Annotated in this window: 16 protein-coding genes; 8 read left to right on the top strand and 8 right to left on the bottom strand. The window is 71.2% G+C overall.

All coding sequences use genetic code 11. From position 1 onward, the window contains the following. Window positions 1–23: 23 nt before the first annotated feature. From BMY07_RS06830 to BMY07_RS06800, 7 genes are all read right to left on the bottom strand, one after another. Complete coding sequence (locus BMY07_RS06830; RefSeq protein WP_092775620.1) at window positions 24–3098, bottom strand: ATP-binding protein; 3075 nt, start codon at window positions 3096–3098, stop codon at window positions 24–26. Beyond that, window positions 3095–3700: a hypothetical protein gene (locus BMY07_RS06825; protein WP_092775619.1), complete on the bottom strand. Its 606-nt coding sequence runs from the start codon at window positions 3698–3700 to the stop codon at window positions 3095–3097. Before BMY07_RS06825 ends, BMY07_RS06830 begins: the two co-directional genes overlap by 4 nt. A gap of 11 nt (window positions 3701–3711) precedes the next feature. After that, the gene (locus BMY07_RS06820) at window positions 3712–5361 is read right to left on the bottom strand and encodes a KGGVGR-motif variant AAA ATPase (protein WP_245782246.1); all 1650 of its coding nucleotides are present in this window, start codon (window positions 5359–5361) and stop codon (window positions 3712–3714) included. After that, a complete protein-coding gene (locus BMY07_RS06815) occupies window positions 5358–6014 on the bottom strand; it encodes a toll/interleukin-1 receptor domain-containing protein (RefSeq protein ID WP_092775617.1) in 657 nt (218 codons plus the stop codon). The genes BMY07_RS06820 and BMY07_RS06815 overlap by 4 nt, the downstream gene beginning before the upstream one ends. A 102-nt stretch (window positions 6015–6116) precedes the next feature. Continuing rightward, window positions 6117–6797 carry a DUF305 domain-containing protein gene (locus tag BMY07_RS06810; protein WP_245782245.1) on the bottom strand — a complete coding sequence of 227 codons (681 nt, stop codon included), beginning with the start codon at window positions 6795–6797 and terminating at the stop codon, window positions 6117–6119. Further along, complete coding sequence (locus BMY07_RS06805) at window positions 6794–7651, bottom strand: thioredoxin-like domain-containing protein (RefSeq protein ID WP_092775616.1); 858 nt, start codon at window positions 7649–7651, stop codon at window positions 6794–6796. Before BMY07_RS06805 ends, BMY07_RS06810 begins: the two co-directional genes overlap by 4 nt. 124 nt (window positions 7652–7775) lie before the next feature. After that, window positions 7776–8462 carry a thioredoxin-like domain-containing protein gene (locus BMY07_RS06800; RefSeq protein WP_092775615.1) on the bottom strand — a complete coding sequence of 229 codons (687 nt, stop codon included), beginning with the start codon at window positions 8460–8462 and terminating at the stop codon, window positions 7776–7778. Window positions 8463–8520: 58 nt separating this feature from the next. Between BMY07_RS06800 and BMY07_RS06795 the strand changes: the two genes are divergently transcribed. The 6 genes from BMY07_RS06795 to rho all read left to right on the top strand — a co-directional run bounded on the left by BMY07_RS06795 (window position 8521) and on the right by rho (window position 16676). Then, window positions 8521–9381 (top strand): arginine--tRNA ligase, encoded by an 861-nt coding sequence (locus tag BMY07_RS06795; RefSeq protein WP_092775614.1) that lies wholly within the window; start codon window positions 8521–8523, stop codon window positions 9379–9381. A gap of 5 nt (window positions 9382–9386) precedes the next feature. Then, on the top strand, window positions 9387–10823 hold the full coding sequence (lysA, locus tag BMY07_RS06790) for a diaminopimelate decarboxylase (RefSeq protein WP_092775613.1): 1437 nt from the start codon (window positions 9387–9389) through the stop codon (window positions 10821–10823). Beyond that, entirely contained in the window at window positions 10820–12136 is a 1317-nt protein-coding gene (locus BMY07_RS06785) for a homoserine dehydrogenase (protein ID WP_092775612.1), read from the top strand. Before lysA ends, BMY07_RS06785 begins: the two co-directional genes overlap by 4 nt. Then, entirely contained in the window at window positions 12133–13209 is a 1077-nt protein-coding gene (gene thrC / locus BMY07_RS06780) for a threonine synthase (RefSeq protein ID WP_092775611.1), read from the top strand. The genes BMY07_RS06785 and thrC overlap by 4 nt, the downstream gene beginning before the upstream one ends. Next, window positions 13206–14102, top strand: a complete 897-nt coding sequence (thrB, locus tag BMY07_RS06775; RefSeq protein WP_092775610.1) for a homoserine kinase — start codon at window positions 13206–13208, stop codon at window positions 14100–14102. The genes thrC and thrB overlap by 4 nt, the downstream gene beginning before the upstream one ends. Window positions 14103–14558: 456 nt before the next feature. Beyond that, window positions 14559–16676, top strand: a complete 2118-nt coding sequence (gene rho, locus BMY07_RS06770) for a transcription termination factor Rho (protein ID WP_092775609.1) — start codon at window positions 14559–14561, stop codon at window positions 16674–16676. 9 nt (window positions 16677–16685) lie between these two features. On the opposite strand, the gene BMY07_RS06765 is transcribed toward rho, so the two are convergent. Further along, complete coding sequence (locus BMY07_RS06765; protein ID WP_121390054.1) at window positions 16686–17078, bottom strand: hypothetical protein; 393 nt, start codon at window positions 17076–17078, stop codon at window positions 16686–16688. A 236-nt stretch (window positions 17079–17314) separates the two neighbouring features. On the opposite strand from BMY07_RS06765, the gene rpmE reads away from it, so the two are divergent. Both rpmE and prfA read left to right on the top strand, forming a co-directional pair. Continuing rightward, window positions 17315–17536: a 50S ribosomal protein L31 gene (gene rpmE, locus BMY07_RS06760; protein ID WP_092775607.1), complete on the top strand. Its 222-nt coding sequence runs from the start codon at window positions 17315–17317 to the stop codon at window positions 17534–17536. Between the two features lie 81 nt (window positions 17537–17617). After that, entirely contained in the window at window positions 17618–18694 is a 1077-nt protein-coding gene (gene prfA / locus BMY07_RS06755) for a peptide chain release factor 1 (RefSeq protein ID WP_092775606.1), read from the top strand.

The raw sequence follows: 18694 nt of genomic DNA, 5'->3' as shown, positions 1-18694 counted from the left end.
CCGGGCACGTCCCGTTCGCGCGCTCAGTGGTCGTCGCGGGCCCGGTCGAGCACCTCTTCGAGCCGAAGCGGGCTGGGCGGGTGGTGGCTCAGGCACAGCGGCGCCCGCATCCGGCGGAACCCGATACCGTCCCCGGTCACGTAGAACTCGCCCCGGTCCAGCTTGGCGATGTCGGCCACGGTGCTGCCCTTCGCTCTGGCGATCTCGTTCGCCGCGGCGATCTGCGTCGCGTTGTTCAACCTGCCGAAGAACTGGGTCGTGGCGTTGCCGGTGACCTGGTTGTGCACCCCCTTGGGGGCCTGGGTGGCCAGCACCAGGCCGAGCCCGTACTTGCGTGCCTGCGAGGCGAGCAGGATGGTGCTCTGCGTGCTGGCCGTGACGCTCCCCGACGGGGCGATCATCTGCGCCTCGTCCATCACCAGGAGCCCACCGAGCGGCCGGTCCCCGGCGGGGTTGCGCTTGAGCCAGGAGAAGATCTCCAGTTGGAGCTGGCTGACGAACCCCTGCCGCTGCTCCTCCGACGGCAGACCGATGAAACTGATCACCGACACCCGTGCTCGGTATCCCGAGGACGGGGTGAGCAGCACGGCCGGGTCGGTCGGTGTGCCCGCACCGCCGAGCAGCGGGTCGTTCACCATCGCGGCGCGCAGCGTCTCGGCCAGGTCGGCGGCGGTTGCCGCACCCGTCCTGAGCCTGCTGATGCCTTCGGGCAGCTCGGCGAGCAGTTCGACGAAGTCGGCCAGATCGCGTTTGCCCGCGCGTGCGTGGTGCCGCAACGCCTCACGCAGCACCGCCTTGCCGCGCTCGGCGGACTTGGTCCTCCCGTCGACCTTGGCGTGGGGCACCAGCCGCGCCACCGCCGCCTCCAGCGCCGCGGTGAACTCGTCGGTGTCCGCGCTGACCTCGGCGAAGTCCGGCAGCGGGTGGAAGCTGAGCGGACGACCGCTCTCCCGGCCCGGGGTCCACACCACGACCTCGGTGTTGGCGAGGTAGTCCGCGGCGGTGTCGACGTCGCCGGGTCGCCAGCCCTCCTGCTCACCCGGCCAGGCGTCGCCCAGCCGGGCCAGGTCGTTGTTGGGGTCCAGCACGATGGCCGACACCCCGCGCAGCGCGCACTCCTCGACGATCCTGCGCAGCAGCACGGTCTTCCCGCTCCCGCTACCCGCGATGATCATCACGTGCTTGCGCAGCGATTCCAGCTCGATCAGGATCTCGCCACCCGCCCCGAGCGCGATCTCCCGCGGTGTGGGTGCTCGCTCGTCGGTGGGCGGGGGCCTGGTCTCCTGGTGACCTGCGGGGGACTTGGCCGAGTTGGGCAGGATCTCCCGCAGGAACGTGGAACTGCTGGCTGGTTTGCGCGCGGCCAACCAGGTCAGCAGCCGGTGCGACCGCTGGGGCAGCATCGTCTTGAGCGCGCTGAACGTGCGCAGGTCGTCGTCGGTGATCTCGACCCGTTTGCCGCCCACGCCGACCAGCGCCGCGACCTCGTTCCTGGTGACAGCCCCGGTCCAGCCCTGCGTTCCGTTGCCGAGCACCACGAGGAACCGGTTGGCCACCCCCTGGCGGATCCCGGCCGCTGTGCGGGCGGAGCGCAAGCGCTTGAGCACCCGGTTGCCGTGCGCGCTGGAGATCAGTCGGAACGACCAGCGCTCCGTGACGTCGAGCTGTTCGTCGGTGGTCCGGTGCAGGGTGGCGTGGACCTCGTCACCACCGGGCAGGATCTCGCTGGACCACCGCATGTCGTCGTTGCCGACCTCGATGATCCACGACTGCAGGCCAGCGTGGAGCAGCGCGGGCATCAGGTCGTCCTCGTTGTGCTGCTTCAGCGCAGCCGCCGAGATGTCGGCATCGCGGCGCAGCCGGTCGAACTGCGCGTCCAGTTCGTCGAAGTGGCCGAGGGCGGGGACGACGTGCTCGACCACGGGCGACTTCTCCTCGTCGAAGGCTGTCAGCTCCCGGATCTCGCCGTGCACGCAGGACTCGGCGTGCGAGTGGACGCGCATGAGCAGTTGTCTGGGGGTGTAGAGGCCCCACACCTTCTTGTCGAACGCGCTGGGGGCGACCGGCCACGTCGGGTGCGGCGGGGTGAACCCGACGCCGTGGTAGACCACTCCCAGCCAGCGCTGGACGAACATCCGCCCGATGCTCGGATCGGTGATGGACTCCAGGATCGGGGTCTCGGTGAACCGGTCGCCGAACGAGTCGCTCGCGGCCGAGTGCAGCATCTTCCAGGTATTGGGCAGACAGGCCACAATGGACAGGGTGCGCCGCGTGGTCTCGCGCAGCTGCATCATCCCGTCGGCGAGCAGGGCGAGCTGCAGATGCAGTTCGGTGTTGGTCACGCGCTCGTCGGTGGCGTCCTGGGCCATGTTGACCAGCGTGTCCAGCTGGTCGATGGCGACCACGCACGGACCGGTGAGGGCGAGCACGCGCGAGATGTCCCGCACCAGCTGCCTCGACGCCGCGTTCGGGGTCGGCAGGCCCCAGTCGCCGAACTCGGTGCTGGCGGACCCCGTCAGGTACGCCTTGCCGATGTGCGCGTGCTCCGAGGCGTACAGCACCAGCGCTCGGATCGTGTCATCGCACTCGACCGCGATCCTGGCGTCCACTTTGCGCAAGGACGCGACGAAGTCCCTGAGGTGCGAAGGGGTCAACGGCGCGTCGCCGAGAACCGCGTTCGCCACATCGTCGGGGACCCCGGCCACCGCGCAGGCCTGCCGCAGGAACCGGTTGATCTGCGCCTCGCCGTCATCGCCCGCCTGGTGCAGCTCGGCGCGCATGGCGTTCGCCACGTCGTCCCAGAACGTCGGCCCGGTGTTGAGCTCCACCAGGAAGAAGTAGCCGTGCACCGCTTGCACCATGTTCCGGACCGAGCCGAGCAGGTGCGTCTTGCCGACTCCCTTGCGCCCCTGCAGCACCAACCCGATCGGGCTGGGGCCGGTGCTCGCCTTGGCGTCGCGCAGGCTGGCCCCGATCCGGTCCCGCGCCTGGACGTGCAGGTCCTCCACGTGCGACGGCGAGGTGTGCCAGACGTCGTCCGGGGTCTCGGCCGAGTTGAAGCGGAGCGCGGCCAGCGCCTCGCGTAGTTCCTCGCTCATGATTCATCGACCGCCATCAGGTGGTTGTCCTCGCCGCCGATCCGGATGGCGGCGGCGTGGTCGGCCTCGGTGAGCACCTTGCGGTTGGAGTCGGGGGCGAGGTGGGTGCCGCCCGCGCGGACCATTCCCAGCAGCACCTCGTCCACTTCGGACTTCTCCGCACCGTTGAGTTCGGGGCGGAGTTTGGCCAGCCGCACCCAGTCCTGCGGTTTGACCGACAAGTCCCGGTACACCCTGAGGATCAACGACTCCAGGTCGTCCGGGTGCAGGAAGCCGAGCAGGGAGTTCTGCTGGAGCAGGCGCTCGATCACGACCCGGACGAGCGCGAACATGACCCGTGTCAGGCCACCCGACTTCGGGGTCGGCTCGATGCTCGTAATCTCCCGCTCGCACCAGGCGATCCCCGCCTCGGTGAGCTCGTGCACGAACGGAGTGCTCTCGGTGTGGCTGAGCAGCAACCCGTCCCGGTTCAGCCGCTCGCGGCCCGGCTTGTCGAGCACCACCCCGTGCCGCGTCCTTAGTTCAGGGTTGGTCATCTCCTCGTTGGCCAACATCAGGGCTATCAGCGTGGCCTGCTCGTTGGCCCCGTACTTCCTCGGCATGGTTGTACCTCTCAGTCGGTGAAGGCTTGGATGCGGCGGTCGATCCGGTCCAACAGCGCGTCGATCCGGGCCCGCAGGTCCGCGGGTGCCGCGACCCGCTCCCCGTTCGTGTGGACCTTGCCCAGCAGTTCCAGGTCGATGGACAGATCCCGCAGCAGGGGCAGCTCGCCGCGGTCCAGCGCGGCCGCCATGTCGAGCACGACCTGCTCGACGAGCACGAACCGGCTGGCATAGGGAAGCTCACGCGGCACCGCGCGCAGGATGGACGCGGCCTGGTCGAGGGCGTCCCGGTCCGGAGCGCCCGCTTTCGTGGGTTTCCCGGTGATCAGGTCGTGCAGCTCGCGCGCCACGTCGACCGGCCGGGTGTGCGGCGCCAGCTCCAGCGGTCGCAGGTTGCGGAGGAAGCCGGGCAGTTGCGCCCGGTCGGTGCCGTGCGTCAGCACGCAGAACAGCTGGCGCTCAACCCCGCCAGGGTCGAGCGCGTGCCGCAGGAACCGCTCCGCCTCGGTGGTCTGCCACCGGCTCACCTCACCGTCGACCATGAGGCACAGGTGCTTGGCCGGTTCCCGCGGGTGGTCGAGGAACTCCACGTTGGCCGACAGCGACCGGTCCGCTCGCAAGCCGAGCGCGCGCAGCTCGTCGATCAGCCCGGTCGCCGCCACCTGCGCCGAGCGCGGGCTGGACACCAGCAGGTCGAGGTCGAAATCCCGGCGCTGGGACCTGGCAGCGGCGACGTAGGCGTCCCGGTTGTCGGCCAGCAGGTCGGTGCGGTCGAACTGCTGGCCGATCACCGCGGCCACCGTCTCCAGCGCGTACGAGATCTGGTCCGGCGACGGTGTCTGCTCCGCCTGCACCGGGAGCTGCTCGCCGAAGCTCCAGTAGGAGATGTACGGGACCGTGAGGTGCCGCAGCATCAGTTCTTCCGGAACGCTCTTGGCCAGCCAGTTGCCGAACAGCGGCGCCACGGCCTCGGTGCACTTGCGGTGCCACTTCTCGGCCTGCTCGTACTCGACACGGCCGTCGAACCGGGAGAGGATCGGCAGGACCATGTGCGGCGGCCGGTCGTAGGGCAACCTGTCCCTGGCGATATCGGCGCGCTGCGCGACATCGACGACGTCCATCAGGTTTTGGTCGTTCGCGGTGAAGACGATGGCGAGCCGGTCGGGCAAGTGCGCGGTGCAGATACCCGCGGTGTCCGAGATGCCGGTCCGGCTGTCGATCAGCACGAAGTCGTAGCTTTCGGTCCACTCCTCTCGGCACCGTTCCAAGAAGGTCGCGAAACCTTGTTCGTACAGGTCCGCCCAGTCGATTCGCTGCATGCGGCTGCGATAGGAAGGGTGTGTGCGACGAGGGTTGCTGGGGTCGAGTCCACCTGCGGCGAGCAGGTCCAGGTTACTCTCGCCGATGTCGACGGAGACGATGTGCTGACCAGGTGTTTTCGCACCGCCGAGGAAGTCGTTGGCGAGGTCGATCACACCGCTCGCAGGCGGTGTGCGCAGGAATGGACCGAAGTAGTGGTGCAGTCCTGGTGCCTCGAGGTCCCAGTCCACGACCAGCACCTTGCGGCCCCACCGCGCGAGCAACACCGCCACGTTGGACAGCGTCGAACTCCGGCCGACCCCACCCTTGTAGGAGTAGAAGGTGACGACGGTGCCCGTCACAGCTCGTCCAACCATTGTGTGTCGTTGAGCAGTTGCTGCTCGGCGCGTTGTGCGGGGTCGCCGAATCTTGGGATCAGCGGTGGCGGCATGAGCACCGGATCAGGTGTGACCAGCAGTGGCCAGTCAGGCTCCCACTGTGGCACCTGTTCCAACAATCTGGCCAAGTCGGCGGCGAACTTGGTCACCCGCTCGTGAAAGCGGGGGTAGTCGCGCGTCATCCGGTACACCGGATCCGGATTGGATACGTCCTTGAAGTCCCACCATGAATATTCGCGGGCCTCGGACGGGAAGTTGTCCGAGTCGGCGAACAGGATTGGATAGATCAACCCTTGCGGGACCTGGCCCCGGCCGATCCCGAGCTTCCTCTGCCGCTCCTGCATGCTGCGGAACTCCGCCATGCACCACGGAGATCGGAAGTACGGCGGGGTGAACAGCGGTACGATGATCTTGCTGTGCAGGAGTGCCTGCTGGAGATCGGATGGCCAGTGCACGCCCCTGGCGATGGACATCCGGTCCATGTACACCTCGGGCGTGTGCGCCAATTGGTCAGTGAGGCAATCGACCAAGCGCTCGTAGAAATGGTTCAACAACCACCGCTGCGCTGTTCCCCTGCGGCTGTAACTGAGGAACACGTCGTACTTGTAGCCGGTCACGGCCGAAATAGTAGAGAGCGTGCACAGCGTGAAATAGACCTAAAAGTGGACGGCGAAGAGCCGGAATGGCCACAAAGTGGTCATTGTGCGGCGGGTCGTACGTCAGCCCGGGAGGGGCTGGGCGCCGCGGGCTTTGAGCATTGTGGTGAGGAGGTCCACCTCGGCTTTTTGGCCTGAGGCGATCTTCTGGGCCAGGTTGCGGACGTAGCCGACGCGGGCGTGGTCGGCGGCGTAGGTGGCCATTTCGAGGCCGCCTACGTGGTGGCGGAGCATGAGCTGGAGGAAGTAGACGGTGAACTCGGTGCCTTTGAGGGCGCGGAGCTTCATCAGTTCTTCCGAGGTCGCCATGCCGGGCATGAGGTCGACGCCCGCGGCATCGGAATGGGTGTGGGCGCCTGCCATCCAGCGCATGTGGGGCTGGTCGGGCGGGGACAGGGTGGGTTGGCCCCAGGCGGTGAGCCAGCCGCTGAGTTGGCCGCTCTGGTCCAGTTGGGTCGACTCGATGTCGAAGGCCAGTTGGCGGACCTCGGTGTCCTCGCTGCGGTCGCGGGCCATCCCGGCCATCGTGATCGCCTGGAGGTGGTGCACGCGCATGTCCTGGGCGAAGCCGACGTCGATCGAGTCGGCGCCGGGGGTCTCGGGGGCGCTGCCGGTGGTGGCGAGGGTGATGAGCATGCCCGCCGCGGCGCCGACCAGCAGGACGACCACGGCGGCGGCCACGTAGACGAGCGTCGACCGCCCGCTCGAGAAGGAGCGGGCGGTCGGCTCGTCAGGCGTGGTCACTGGGACGGCGCGGCCGCGGACGTGGTCGGCGCGGCCGGGGTGGAAGCAGGAGCCGGGGTGGAGGCAGGAGCCGAAGCGGACGGCGCGGTGCTGGCGCCCGGGTTCTTGCCGTCCATGCCCACCGCGTCGGCGCCGGGCTTCTCGGCGACGAAGGGCGGCGGGTTGGCCGGGTCGAAGCCGGTCTGGTTGCTGTCGCAGCGGCCGCCGGGCTCGGGGTTCTGGTAGTTGTTCGCGCGCAGCGACTTGATGAACTGGTCGATGCGCTCGTCCTCGGCGCTGTCGAGCTTGAGCTGGTGGCCCCACGACTGCAGCGAGATCGGCCGGTCGAGGCCGGGGTACGGCGACATGACCATGTACGCGGTGCCCTCGACCTTGGACTTGAGCTTGTCCAGCTCCGCGCCCTGCACCTTGTCCGGGTTGTAGGCGATCCAGACCGTGCCGTGCTCGAGGGTGTGGACCATGTTCTCGTTGCGCACCGGCGCCGGGTACACGATGCCGGTGCAGTCGGCCCAGACGCCGTCGTGCGGGCCGCCGAAGGGCGGGCTCTGGTCGTAGGCGACGCGCTGGGTGGCCTGCACGTGCTGGCCGGAGGCGTAGGCGACCTTCACCACGCCGTTGATGGCCTCGGACGGGTCCTTGTTGTCGTCGGAGGCGATGAACTTCTGCGCCGCCGAGACCTGGAAGTACGCATAGCTGAACACGCCACCGGCCAGCAGCACGATCGCGGTGATCCCGGCGATCAGCGCCCAGGGCGGGCCCTTCTTCGTGACGACGGAGGCCCGCGCGGCCGAGACCGCGCTCTTCTTGCCACCCTTGCCGCCCTGTGGGCCCTTCTTCTGCGTTCCGCTGGCCATGCCGTCCCTCGGACCTCTGAGCGCGTCGGCTCCCCCGTCCGGGAAGCCCCGCACCTGGTGGGTGCGGAGGCCAAGTCTAGGGAACGGGTGTCTGGTCGGTGTCAACCGAGGTCCGGGTACCGCCTCACCGGCCGGTCGGCGGGATCGCGCCAGGTCCGGGGTCCGACGGGTCGAACTTGGGCGGGTCGTCCTGGTCGAAGCGGTCGGACCCGAGCGCGTCGCAGGACGCGCCGGGCTCGGGGGTCAGGTACTGGTTGGCCCTGGTCGCCTGGATGAACTGGTCGACCCGCTTGTCGTCGACCGCGTCCACCTGCAACTGCCGCCCCCACGACTGCAACGACACCGCCTTGCCCTGCCCGGGGTAGGGCGACATGACGGTGTACGGCTTGCCGGTGACCTTCTTGGCCAGCGCGGCGACCCCGGCCTTGTCGAGCTTGTCCGGGTCGTAGGTCAGCCACACCGCGCCGTGCTCCAGCGAGTGGACGAGGTTCTCGGTGCGCACCGCCACCTTGTAGACGACGCCGTTGCACGGTGCCCACACCGCGTCGTGCGCACCGCCCAGCGGGGGCTTGTGGTCGTAGGCGACCCGCTCGGTCGGCTTGACGTGCTGGGCGCCCTTGTACTCGATGGCCAGCACGCCGTCGATCTTCGAGGTCGGGTCCTGGTTGTCCTCGGTCGGGTTGAACCCGGTGGGCGCGGGTGCCTCGGCCTCGGAGGTGGCCACGGTAGGGCTACCCGCTTCCGTGCGCGAACAGCCGACGAGCGCGACGCAGGCAGCGGCGAGCGCGAGGTGACGGGCGTACCGAATCATGCGGGTGAGTCTATGGACCCCGAGCAGGTGCCGGGACCCCGATACCTAGACTTGCCCGGTGACCCCCGCCGTGCTCGCTGACCTGGTTCGTTCCGCCGCCGTGCGCGTGCTGGACGACCGCGGGCTCGACACCGGCGCCATCCCCGACGACGTCGCGGTCACCCGTCCCCGTGATCGCAACCGGGGCGACTACGCCACCGCTGTCGCCCTGCGCGCCGCGGGTCCGCTGGGTGTGCCGCCCCGGCTGCTGGCGCACTGGCTGGCCGACGAGCTGGTCACCCACTCCGCCGTCGCCGAGGCCGAGGTCGCTGGCGCCGGGTACGTCAACCTGTGGTTGACCGCCGAGACCCGCGCCGACGCCGTCCGCCGGGCCATCGACTCGCCCGCGCTGCCCACCCGCGAGATCACCCTCCCGGCGACCGTCCGCACCACGACCGGTGAGATCGCCATGGCCGACCTGGTCGACGAGGTCGGCGCCGACGCCGCCAGGTTCGCCGCGCTCAGCGACTCCACAGTGGACGTCGACGTGCTGCGCGCGCGGACCGAGGAGAACCCGTTCCACTGCGTCCGCTACGTCCACGCGCTGCTGTCGTCGTTGATCCGCAACGGTGAGCGGCTCGGCGTCGTCCCCACCACAGTGGACGTCGACCTGCTCGACCACCCCGACGAGATCGATCTGGCCCGCACCATCGCCGAGTTCCCCGACGCCGTCACCGGACCCCCCGCGCGGACCGTCCGCTACCTGCGCAGGCTCGCCGACCAGGCGTGGGACTTCACCGACCACCACCACGTCCTCCCGCAGGGCGACGAGGAACCGCGCCGGGGGCACGACGCGCTCCTGGCGCTGTGCGCAGGCGCCCGCCAGGTCCTGGCCCACGGGCTGGGGCAGCTCGGAATCACCGCACCGCAACGATTGTAGGAACCATGAGGGCACACCCGGCAGGTCCGCGGCACGCGGATGTCCTGTCGTCGAGCAACACCGCCAGCGAGCGGCCGACCACCGCGGCCGCGCTCGACGAGTTGGTCGAGTCGGTCTGGCCGCGCAACACCGCCCGCGGTGACGACGGGGCGGTGCGGGTCGCGGGCGTCGACGTCCGCGCGCTGGCCGAGACCTACGGGACGCCGCTGTTCGTCGTCGACGAGGACGACTTCCGGGCCCGCTGCCGCGAGCACGCGCAGGCCTTCGGCGACCCCGCGCTGGTGCACTACGCGTCCAAGGCGTTCCTGTCCGTCGAGATCGCCCGCTGGGTCGCCCAGGAGGGCCTGAGCATCGACGTGTGCAGCGGCGGCGAGCTCGCGGTTGCCCTGCGCGCCGAGTTCCCGCCGGAGCGGATCACCCTGCACGGCAACAACAAGTCCACCGCGGAGCTGGCGCAGGCGCTCGACGCCGGGGTCGGCACGGTCGTGGTGGACTCGTTCTTCGAGATCGCCCGCCTCGACCACCTGGCCCGCGAGCGCGGCGTCGTCGCCGACGTCCTCATCCGGGTGACCGTCGGCGTCGAGGCGCACACCCACGAGTTCATCGCCACCGCGCACGAGGACCAGAAGTTCGGCTTCTCCCTCGCGGGCGGCGACGCGGCCGAGGCGGCCAGGCGGGTGCTCAAGTCGGGCGGGCTGCGGCTGATCGGCCTGCACAGCCACATCGGCTCGCAGATCTTCGACGCAGACGGCTTCGAGGTCGCCGCGCACCGGGTCATCGGCCTGCTCGCCGAGCTGCACGCCGAGCACGGCGCCGAGGCGCTCACCGACGTCACCACCGTCGACCTCGGCGGCGGTCTGGGCATCGCCTACACCGCGCAGGACGACCCGCCGCCCCCCGGCTGGCTGGCTGAGCAGCTGCGCACCATCGTCACCAAGGAGTGCGAGCAGGCCGGGCTGCCGCAGCCGCGGATCGCCGTGGAACCGGGCCGGGCCATCGTCGGGCCCAGCATGATCACCGTCTACGAGGTCGGCACCACCAAGGACGTGTCCCTCGGCCACGGCACCGGCCGCCGCTACGTCAGCGTCGACGGCGGGATGAGCGACAACATCCGCACCGCGCTCTACGACGCCGTCTACGACACCCGCCTGGTGTCGCGCGCCAGCGACGAGGGCGAACGCGGCGCGCGGGCCGTGCTGTCCCGAGTCGTGGGCAAGCACTGTGAGTCCGGTGACGTTGTGGTGCGAGACTGCTGGCTGCCCGACAACCTTGCACCCGGCGACCTGCTGGCCGTCGCGGCGACCGGTGCCTACTGCTACGCCATGGCGAGCAACTACAACCGGCTGCCCCGACCGGCGGTGGTGGCCGTGCGCGAGGGATCGGCGCGGCTGCTGCTGCGTCGGGAGACCGTGGACGACCTGCTCAGACTGGAGACCCCTTGACCGCGGCGACGAGCGTGACAGCCAAACCGATCCGTGTCGCCCTGCTGGGCTGCGGCACCGTCGGCACCCAGATCGCGCGCCTGCTCACCGAGCAGGCCGACGACCTGGCCGCCAGGGTCGGCGCCAGGATCGACCTGGTGGGCATCGCGGTGCGCAGGCCCAACAAGCACCGCGAGGTGCCTGCCGAGCTGCTCACCACCGACGCGGCCGCCCTGGTCACCCGCGACGACGTCGACGTGGTGGTCGAGGTCATCGGCGGCATCGAGCCGACCAGGGGCTGGCTGCTCGACGCGCTCAACGCGGGCAAGTCGGTGGTCACCGCGAACAAGGCGCTGCTGGCCGAGCACGCGGGCGAGCTGTTCGAGGCGGCCGACCGCACCGGTGCCGACCTGTACTTCGAGGCGGCCGTCGCCGGGGCCATCCCGCTGCTGCGCCCGCTGCGCGAGTCGCTGGCCGGTGACCGCATCACCCGGGTGATGGGCATCGTCAACGGCACCACGAACTTCATCCTCTCCGCCATGGACGAGACCGGCGCCGGCTACTCCGAGACCCTCGACGAGGCGTCCCGGCTCGGGTACGCCGAGGCCGACCCGACCGCGGACGTCGACGGGTTCGACGCCGCGTCCAAGGCCGCGATCCTGGCGTCGCTGTCCTTCCACACCCGGGTCACCGCAGGCGACGTCTACCGCGAGGGCATCTCCGCGGTGACCTCCGCCGACTTCGCCGCGGCCCGCGCGCTGGACCGCACCATCAAGCTGCTGGCCATCTGCGAGCGGGTGCAGACCGACGACGGCGAGACCGTCGCGGTCCGCGTGCACCCGGCGATGATCCCGCGCAGCCACCCGCTCGCGGGCGTGAGCGGCGCGTTCAACGCCGTGTTCGTCGAGGCGGAGGCCGCGGGACAGCTCATGTTCTACGGGCAGGGAGCGGGCGGTGCACCCACTGCCAGCGCCGTGCTCGGCGATCTGGTCGCGGTAGCCCGCAACCGGACCGTCGGCGGGCGCGGACCGCGCGAGTCGGCCTACGCCGACCTGCCGGTGCGCCCGATCGCGCAGGCGTCGACCAGGTACCACATCAGCCTGGACGTCGCCGACCGCGCGGGCGTGCTCTCGGCGGTCGCCGCCGAGTTCGCCCAGCACGAGGTGAGCATCGCCGCTGTCCGCCAGGAGGGCAGGGCGCACGACGCGAGCCTCGTGATCGTCACCCACTCGGCACCGGACGCCGCGCTACGCTCCACAGTGGACAAGGTCGCGGGACTGCCGTTCGTGCACGAGGTGGTCAGCGTGATGCGGGTCGAAGGCGAGGACTCATGACCATCCCCACCGGTGTGCGGCCAGGGTGGCCGGGCATCATCGAGGCGTACCGGGCGCGGATCCCGCTGCCCGAGGGCGCGAAGATCGTCACCCTCGGCGAGGGCAACACCCCGTTGCTGCCCGCGCCGTACCTGTCGGAGCGCACCGGCAGCACCGTCTACCTCAAGGTCGAGGGGCACAACCCGACCGGGTCGTTCAAGGACCGCGGCATGACCGTGGCCATGACGCACGCGCTCGCGGCAGGCCTCGGGGCCGTCATCTGCGCCTCCACCGGCAACACCTCGGCGTCGGCGACCGCGTACGCCGCCCGCGCCGGGCTCACCTCCGCGGTGCTGGTGCCGCGCGGCAAGATCGCACTCGGCAAGCTCGCCCAGGCCGTCGCCTACGGCGCCCGGGTCCTGCAGATCGACGGCAACTTCGACGACTGCCTGGAACTGGCCCGCAAGACCGCCAACGAGTACCCGATCGGTTTGGTCAACTCGGTCAACCCGGTGCGGCTGGTCGGCCAGAAGACCGCGGCGTGGGAGATCTGCGACGTCCTCGGGCGCGCGCCGGACGTCCACTGCCTCCCGGTGGGCAACGCGGGCAACATCACCGCCTACTGGCGCGGGTACCGCGACTACGCCGAGGACGGCATCATCACCGGCACTCCGCGGATGTTCGGCTTCCAGGCCGAGGGCGCCGCCCCGATCGTGCGCGGTGAGCCGGTGCCCAACCCGGAGACCATCGCGACCGCGATCCGGGTCGGCAGTCCGGCTTCCTGGGCCGGTGCGGTCGCCGCCCGCGACGAGTCCGGCGGGCTCGTCGACGCGGTCAGCGACCAGCAGATCCTGGAGGCGTACCGGTTGCTGCCCGCGCGCGAGGGCGTGTTCGTCGAGCCGGGCTCGGCGGCCAGTGTCGCCGGTCTGCTCGCCACCGCGGCCGACGGGCGGCTGCCGCGGGGGTCCGTCGTGGTCTGCACCGTCACCGGGCACGGCCTCAAGGACCCCGACACCGCGCTCGACGGGCTGGTCGAGGTCGAGCCGGTGCCGGTGGACGCCTCGGCGGTCGCCTCCGCGCTGGACCTGGGGTGAGCGCGGGCGTCCGCGTCCGGGTGCCCGCCTCGTCGGCGAACCTGGGCGCGGGGTTCGACGCGCTCGGGCTCGCCCTCGCCCTGCACGACGTGCTCGAGGTCCGCCCCAGCGCGTCCCCGCTGACCGTCGTGGTCGGCGGGGAGGGCGCGGGGGACGTCCCGCTCGACGAGACGCACCTGGTCGTGCGCGCGCTGCGGGCGGCGAGCGCCCACCTCGGGCACGACCCTGGCGGCCTGGAACTGACCTGTGCCAACGCGATCCCGCACGCGCGCGGTCTCGGCTCGTCCGCCGCGGCCATCGTCGGCGGCATCGCCGCCGGGTACGGCCTCGCCGGGGTCGAGCTGGTCGGGACGGCGCTGGAGGACGCGCTGCACCTGGCCGCCGAGTTCGAGGGGCACGCCGACAACGTCGCGGCGAGCCTGCTCGGCGGGCTCGTGCTGGCCTGGACCGACGAGACCACGGGCCGCTTCCGCGCCGCGCGCGTCGACCCGCACCCGGACCTGCGCCCGGTCGCCGTCGTGCCCGCCGAGCAGTCCGCGACCCACGTGACCAGGGGTTTGCTGCCCGCGGTCGTCCCGCACGCCGACGCCGCGTTCGCCGCGGGCCGCGCCGCGCTCGCCGTGCACGCCATCGCCGCGCGGCCGGACCTGCTGCTGCCCGCCACCGCGGACACGCTGCACCAGGACTACCGCGAGAAGGCGTGGCCGGACACCCTGCGCGTGGTCCGCGAACTGCGCGCCAGGGGCGTCGCGGCCGCGGTCTCCGGTGCCGGGCCGACCGTCCTCGCGCTGACCACGGACGGTGCCCTGCCCGCCGGGGTCGACGTCACCGGTTTCACGGTCATCCCCGTTGCGGTGGACCGATCGGGCGTGCGGGTAGACCCGCTCGGCTGAGCGGGAACACCCGCGGTGACCGCGGCGTTGACCCGTCCAGGACCACCAGGGCCCCGCGCGTGACCCAGATCACCATCGCTGGCGGCGAATCCGGGGCGACGCGCTGTGAGCCGGTTGTTGCACCTTGAGTGACTGCCGTCTACCCTCGGGGTCGTTCAGTCACCGCGCGCACGGGCGCCCGGTGTCGTTCCGGGGAGTTCTTTTCCCGGGTCGCATCATCTGCCGGGGTATCGGCTCAGTCCTTCACCAAGGTCCGAGTCGGCGCTCGCAGGTACCCGATGGCCGCGGTGGCCAGCAGCTCCCTGTTTTGGCGGCCGTGTCGCAACGGTTGGCCCGGACCCGTGGCCGCCTCCGCGGCGCGGAAGTTCAGCACAGGGCAGTCACGCCGTCTCGCGTTCCGTCGGACGGCGGCCGCTGGTCCACGTTGGAGGCGGGGACCGGTCAGGAAGGACATGTGTGAGCAATACCGATCTACTGAGCAGCGACCCGAAGGCGCAGGCCGACGGCGGCGCACCCCGGCGTAGGGCGGGCCTGTCCGGCATGGTTCTCGCCGAACTGCGCGAGCTCGCGGGCCAACTGGGGATCACCAGCACCACCGGTATGCGCAAGGGCGACCTGATCGCTGCCATCAAGGAGCGGCAGGGCGGCGGCTCCGGCGGGACCGCGCAGCAGTTGCCGCTCAACGGCGCCGACACCGCGGTCGAGGCCAAGCCCAAGCGCGAGCGGGCGGGCAAGGCCGAGCGGCAGGCCGAGGTGGCCGAGGTAGCCCCTCCCGCCGCGCCGGTGGAGACCGCCGCGCCGGAGGCGCAGCGCCAGGACGGCGGCCGGGACAACCGCCGCCGCCGCGGGTCCAGCCGCGCCGCGGGCAGCCCGGAGGCCATCGCGGCCACCGCGGCGCAGGCCCCGGTCGAGCAGGCCCCGGCGACCACCCAGTCCGCGCCGGTCACCCAGGCCACCCAGCCGGTCCAGGCCGAGCAGCCGCGCCGCACCGAGTCCAGGGAGGACGGCAGGCCGGAGCGCCGCGACCGCCGTGACCGCAACGACCGCGGTGACCGCGGCGAGCGCAACGACCGGGGCGACCGCCAGGACCGCGGCGACCGCAACGACCGCGGTGAGCGGGGCGAGCGCAACGACCGCGGCGACCGTGGCGAGCGCAACGACCGGTCCGACCGCGGTGACCGCAACGATCGCGGCGACCGCAACGACCGGGGTGACCGCAACGACCGCGGTGACCGCGGCGGCGACCGCAACCGGCCCGACCGGCAGGACCGGCAGTCCAACCAGTCCGACCGCCAGGACAACCGCCCGCTCGACGACGACGATGACGGCGAGGGCGGCGGTCGCCGCGGTCGCCGCTTCCGGGACCGCCGCCGTCGCGGTGGCCGCGTCGAGGGTGGCAGCGCCGGGCAGAACGACACCGACGTCCGCGACGACGACGTCCTGCTCCCGGTCGCCGGGGTGCTCGACGTGCTGGAGAACTACGCCTTCGTGCGCACCTCCGGCTACCTCGCGGGCCCCAACGACGTCTACGTCTCGCTGTCGCTGGTCCGCAAGTACGGGCTGCGCCGCGGCGACGCCATCACCGGCCAGGTCCGCCAGCCGCGCGAGGGCGAGGCCCAGCGGCAGAAGTTCAACCCGCTGGTGCGGGTGGAGTCGATCAACGGGCTGGAGCCGGACCAGGCCCGCAACCGGCCGGAGTTCACCAAGCTCACCCCGCTCTACCCCAACGAGCGACTGCGCCTGGAGACCGAGCCGCACATCCTCACCACCCGCGTCATCGACCTGGTGATGCCGGTGGGCAAGGGGCAGCGCGCGCTCATCGTGTCCCCGCCCAAGGCGGGCAAGACCTCGGTGCTGCAGGCGATCGCCAACGCGATCACCACCAACAACCCCGAGGTCTACCTCATGGTGGTGCTCGTCGACGAGCGCCCGGAAGAGGTCACCGACATGCAGCGCTCGGTCAAGGGTGAGGTCATCGCCTCCACCTTCGACCGGCCGCCCGGCGACCACACCACGGTCGCGGAGCTGTCCATCGAGCGCGCCAAGCGCCTGGTGGAGATGGGCCACGACGTGGTCGTGCTGCTCGACTCGATCACCCGCCTCGGCCGCGCGTACAACCTCGCGGCCCCGGCGTCCGGCCGGATCCTGTCCGGTGGTGTCGACTCGACGGCGCTGTTCCCGCCCAAGCGCTTCCTCGGCGCCGCGCGCAACATCGAGGGTGGCGGTTCGCTGACCATCTTCGCCACCGCGCTGGTGGAGACCGGGTCCGCCGGTGACACCGTGATCTTCGAGGAGTTCAAGGGCACCGGCAACGCCGAGCTCAAGCTGGACCGCAAGATCGCCGACAAGCGGATCTTCCCCGCCGTCGACGTCGACCCGTCCGGCACCCGCAAGGAGGAGCTGCTGCTCCCGCCCGACGAGCTCGCGGTCACCGTCAAGCTGCGCCGGGTGCTGCACGCGCTCGACAGCCAGGCCGCCATCGAGCTGCTGCTCGACCGGCTGCGCAAGTCCCGCACCAACATCGAGTTCCTGATGCAGGTCGCGAAGACGACACCGGCCGGGAACGACGTCTAGCCGTCGTCCTCAGCCACCTCCGAGTCCCCGCGGGCCACTGGCGCGCGGGGACTCGGTCGTCGCGGCCGCCACCAGCGCCACCGCGGCCGGGATGCCCAGGCACATCGCCAGCCCGTTGGGCACCGCGACGCCGTGCAGCGCGAGCCCGGCGCCGAACACCGCGACCGGGTAGGGCAGCGCCAGCGCGGCCCGCTGCGCCGACGACCACCACGTCACCGACGGTCCCAGTGCGACGGTCACCGCCGCGGCCGCGCCGAGCAGTCCGCTCGACAGCGTCACCGGCCAGGACGCGCCCAGCAGCAACCCGCCGAGCGCGGTGAGGCCGAGCACGGACAAGGTGAACAGCACGGGCACCGCCAGCCACGCCACCGGCGTCAGCGGTCTGCCCAGGGCAGGGCGCACCCGTCGATTCTCCGTCCGATCCGGCGCTTCCCCGGGGCGTCATCGACGAGTGGACCCGGCGCTGCGGCGGGAGGCCGCCTGGGTCCGACGAGCGGTGGAATACCCCGACCGGGGGCCGCGTTGCACCGTTCGCCAGCACGTCTGGCAGACTGTCAGGTCGAGTCCGGCTCCGGTTCACCCCGCCAGTAACAGCTGGTCAGCGGGGACCCGGCGGCCACACGAGAGAGGCGACCACCGTGAAGAACGGCATCCACCCCGAGTACGTCACGACCTCGGTGACCTGCGGCTGCGGCAACACCTTCAGCACCCGCAGCACCAAGACCTCCGGCAGCATCTTCGTCGAGGTCTGCTCCGCCTGCCACCCGTTCTACACGGGCAAGCAGAAGATCCTCGACACCGGCGGCCGCGTCGCCCGGTTCGAGGCCCGCTACGGCAAGCGGGACAAGACCGCCAAGTAGCCACGCTCACGGCGCCCGCCCGGGACTCGGGTGGGCGCCGTTCGCATGGCGGGGGTCGTCGCACTACGGAGGGGAGTCGGCGTGGACGCCGGAACACTGAGCCAGCTGCGGGCCGAGCACGCCGAGCTGGAGTCCGAGCTGGCCGACCCGTCGGTGCACGCCGACCAGGACCGCGCGCGCAAGCTGGGCCGCCGCTACGCCGAGCTGTCGCCGGTGATCAAGGCCTACCGCGAGCTGGAGGCCACCCGCAGCGACCTGGAGGCCGCCCGCGAGCTGGCCGGTGAGGACGCCGCGTTCGCCGCCGAGGCCGAGGAGCTCGCCGCGCGCATCCCGGCGCTGGAGACCAAGCTCACCGAGCTGCTGCTGCCGCGCGACCCGCACGACGGCGCCGACGTGCTGCTGGAGGTCAAGTCCGGTGAGGGCGGCGAGGAGTCCGCGCTGTTCGCCGGTGACCTGCTGCGGATGTACCTGCGCTACGCCGAGCGGCACGGCTGGAAGGCCGAGGTCCTCGACGGCACCGAGTCCGACCTCGGCGGCTACAAGGACGTCACGGTCGCCATCAAGAGCAGGGGCAGCGACCCCGAGGGCGTCTGGGCCAGGCTGAAGTTCGAGGGCGGCGTGCACCGGGTGCAGCGCGTGCCGGTGACCGAGTCGCAGGGCCGCATCCACACCTCGGCCGCGGGCGTGCTGGTGGTCCCCGAGGTCGAGGACTCCGAGGACATCGGCGAGATCCCGGACAAGGACCTGCGCATCGACGTGTACCGCTCGTCGGGCAAGGGCGGCCAGAGCGTCAACACGACCGACTCGGCCGTGCGCATCACGCACCTGCCGACCGGCATCGTGGTGTCCTGCCAGAACGAGCGCTCCCAGCTGCAGAACAAGGCCCGCGCGATGATGGTCCTGCGCGCCAGGCTGCTCGCCGCGGCCGAGGAGGAGGCGGCCAGGCAGGCCTCCGACGCGCGCCGCAGCCAGATCCGCACCGTGGACCGCTCCGAGCGGGTCCGCACCTACAACTTCCCGGAGAACCGCATCTCCGACCACCGCGTCGGCTACAAGGCGCACAACCTCGAGGCCGTCCTCGACGGCGAACTCGACGGCGTCCTCGACGCCCTCGCCGAGGCGGACCGCGCCGAACGCCTAGCCAACTCGGCGGGCTGA

Origin of the sequence: Actinokineospora terrae (genome assembly GCF_900111175.1) — a bacterium.
GTDB classification, from domain to species: domain Bacteria; phylum Actinomycetota; class Actinomycetes; order Mycobacteriales; family Pseudonocardiaceae; genus Actinokineospora; species Actinokineospora terrae.
This window is presented reverse-complemented; position numbering and strand designations above follow the sequence as displayed.

What these genes read in the sequence shown, in the direction of transcription:
- BMY07_RS06830 (WP_092775620.1), bottom strand. Translation starts at nt 3,098, where the DNA reads ATGAGCGAGGAACTACGCGAGGCGCTGGCCGCGCTCCGCTTCAACTCG.
- BMY07_RS06825 (WP_092775619.1), bottom strand. Translation starts at nt 3,700, where the DNA reads ATGCCGAGGAAGTACGGGGCCAACGAGCAGGCCACGCTGATAGCCCTG.
- BMY07_RS06805 (WP_092775616.1), bottom strand. Translation starts at nt 7,651, where the DNA reads ATGGCCAGCGGAACGCAGAAGAAGGGCCCACAGGGCGGCAAGGGTGGC.
- BMY07_RS06800 (WP_092775615.1), bottom strand. Translation starts at nt 8,462, where the DNA reads ATGATTCGGTACGCCCGTCACCTCGCGCTCGCCGCTGCCTGCGTCGCG.
- lysA (WP_092775613.1), top strand. Translation starts at nt 9,387, where the DNA reads ATGAGGGCACACCCGGCAGGTCCGCGGCACGCGGATGTCCTGTCGTCG.
- thrC (WP_092775611.1), top strand. Translation starts at nt 12,133, where the DNA reads ATGACCATCCCCACCGGTGTGCGGCCAGGGTGGCCGGGCATCATCGAG.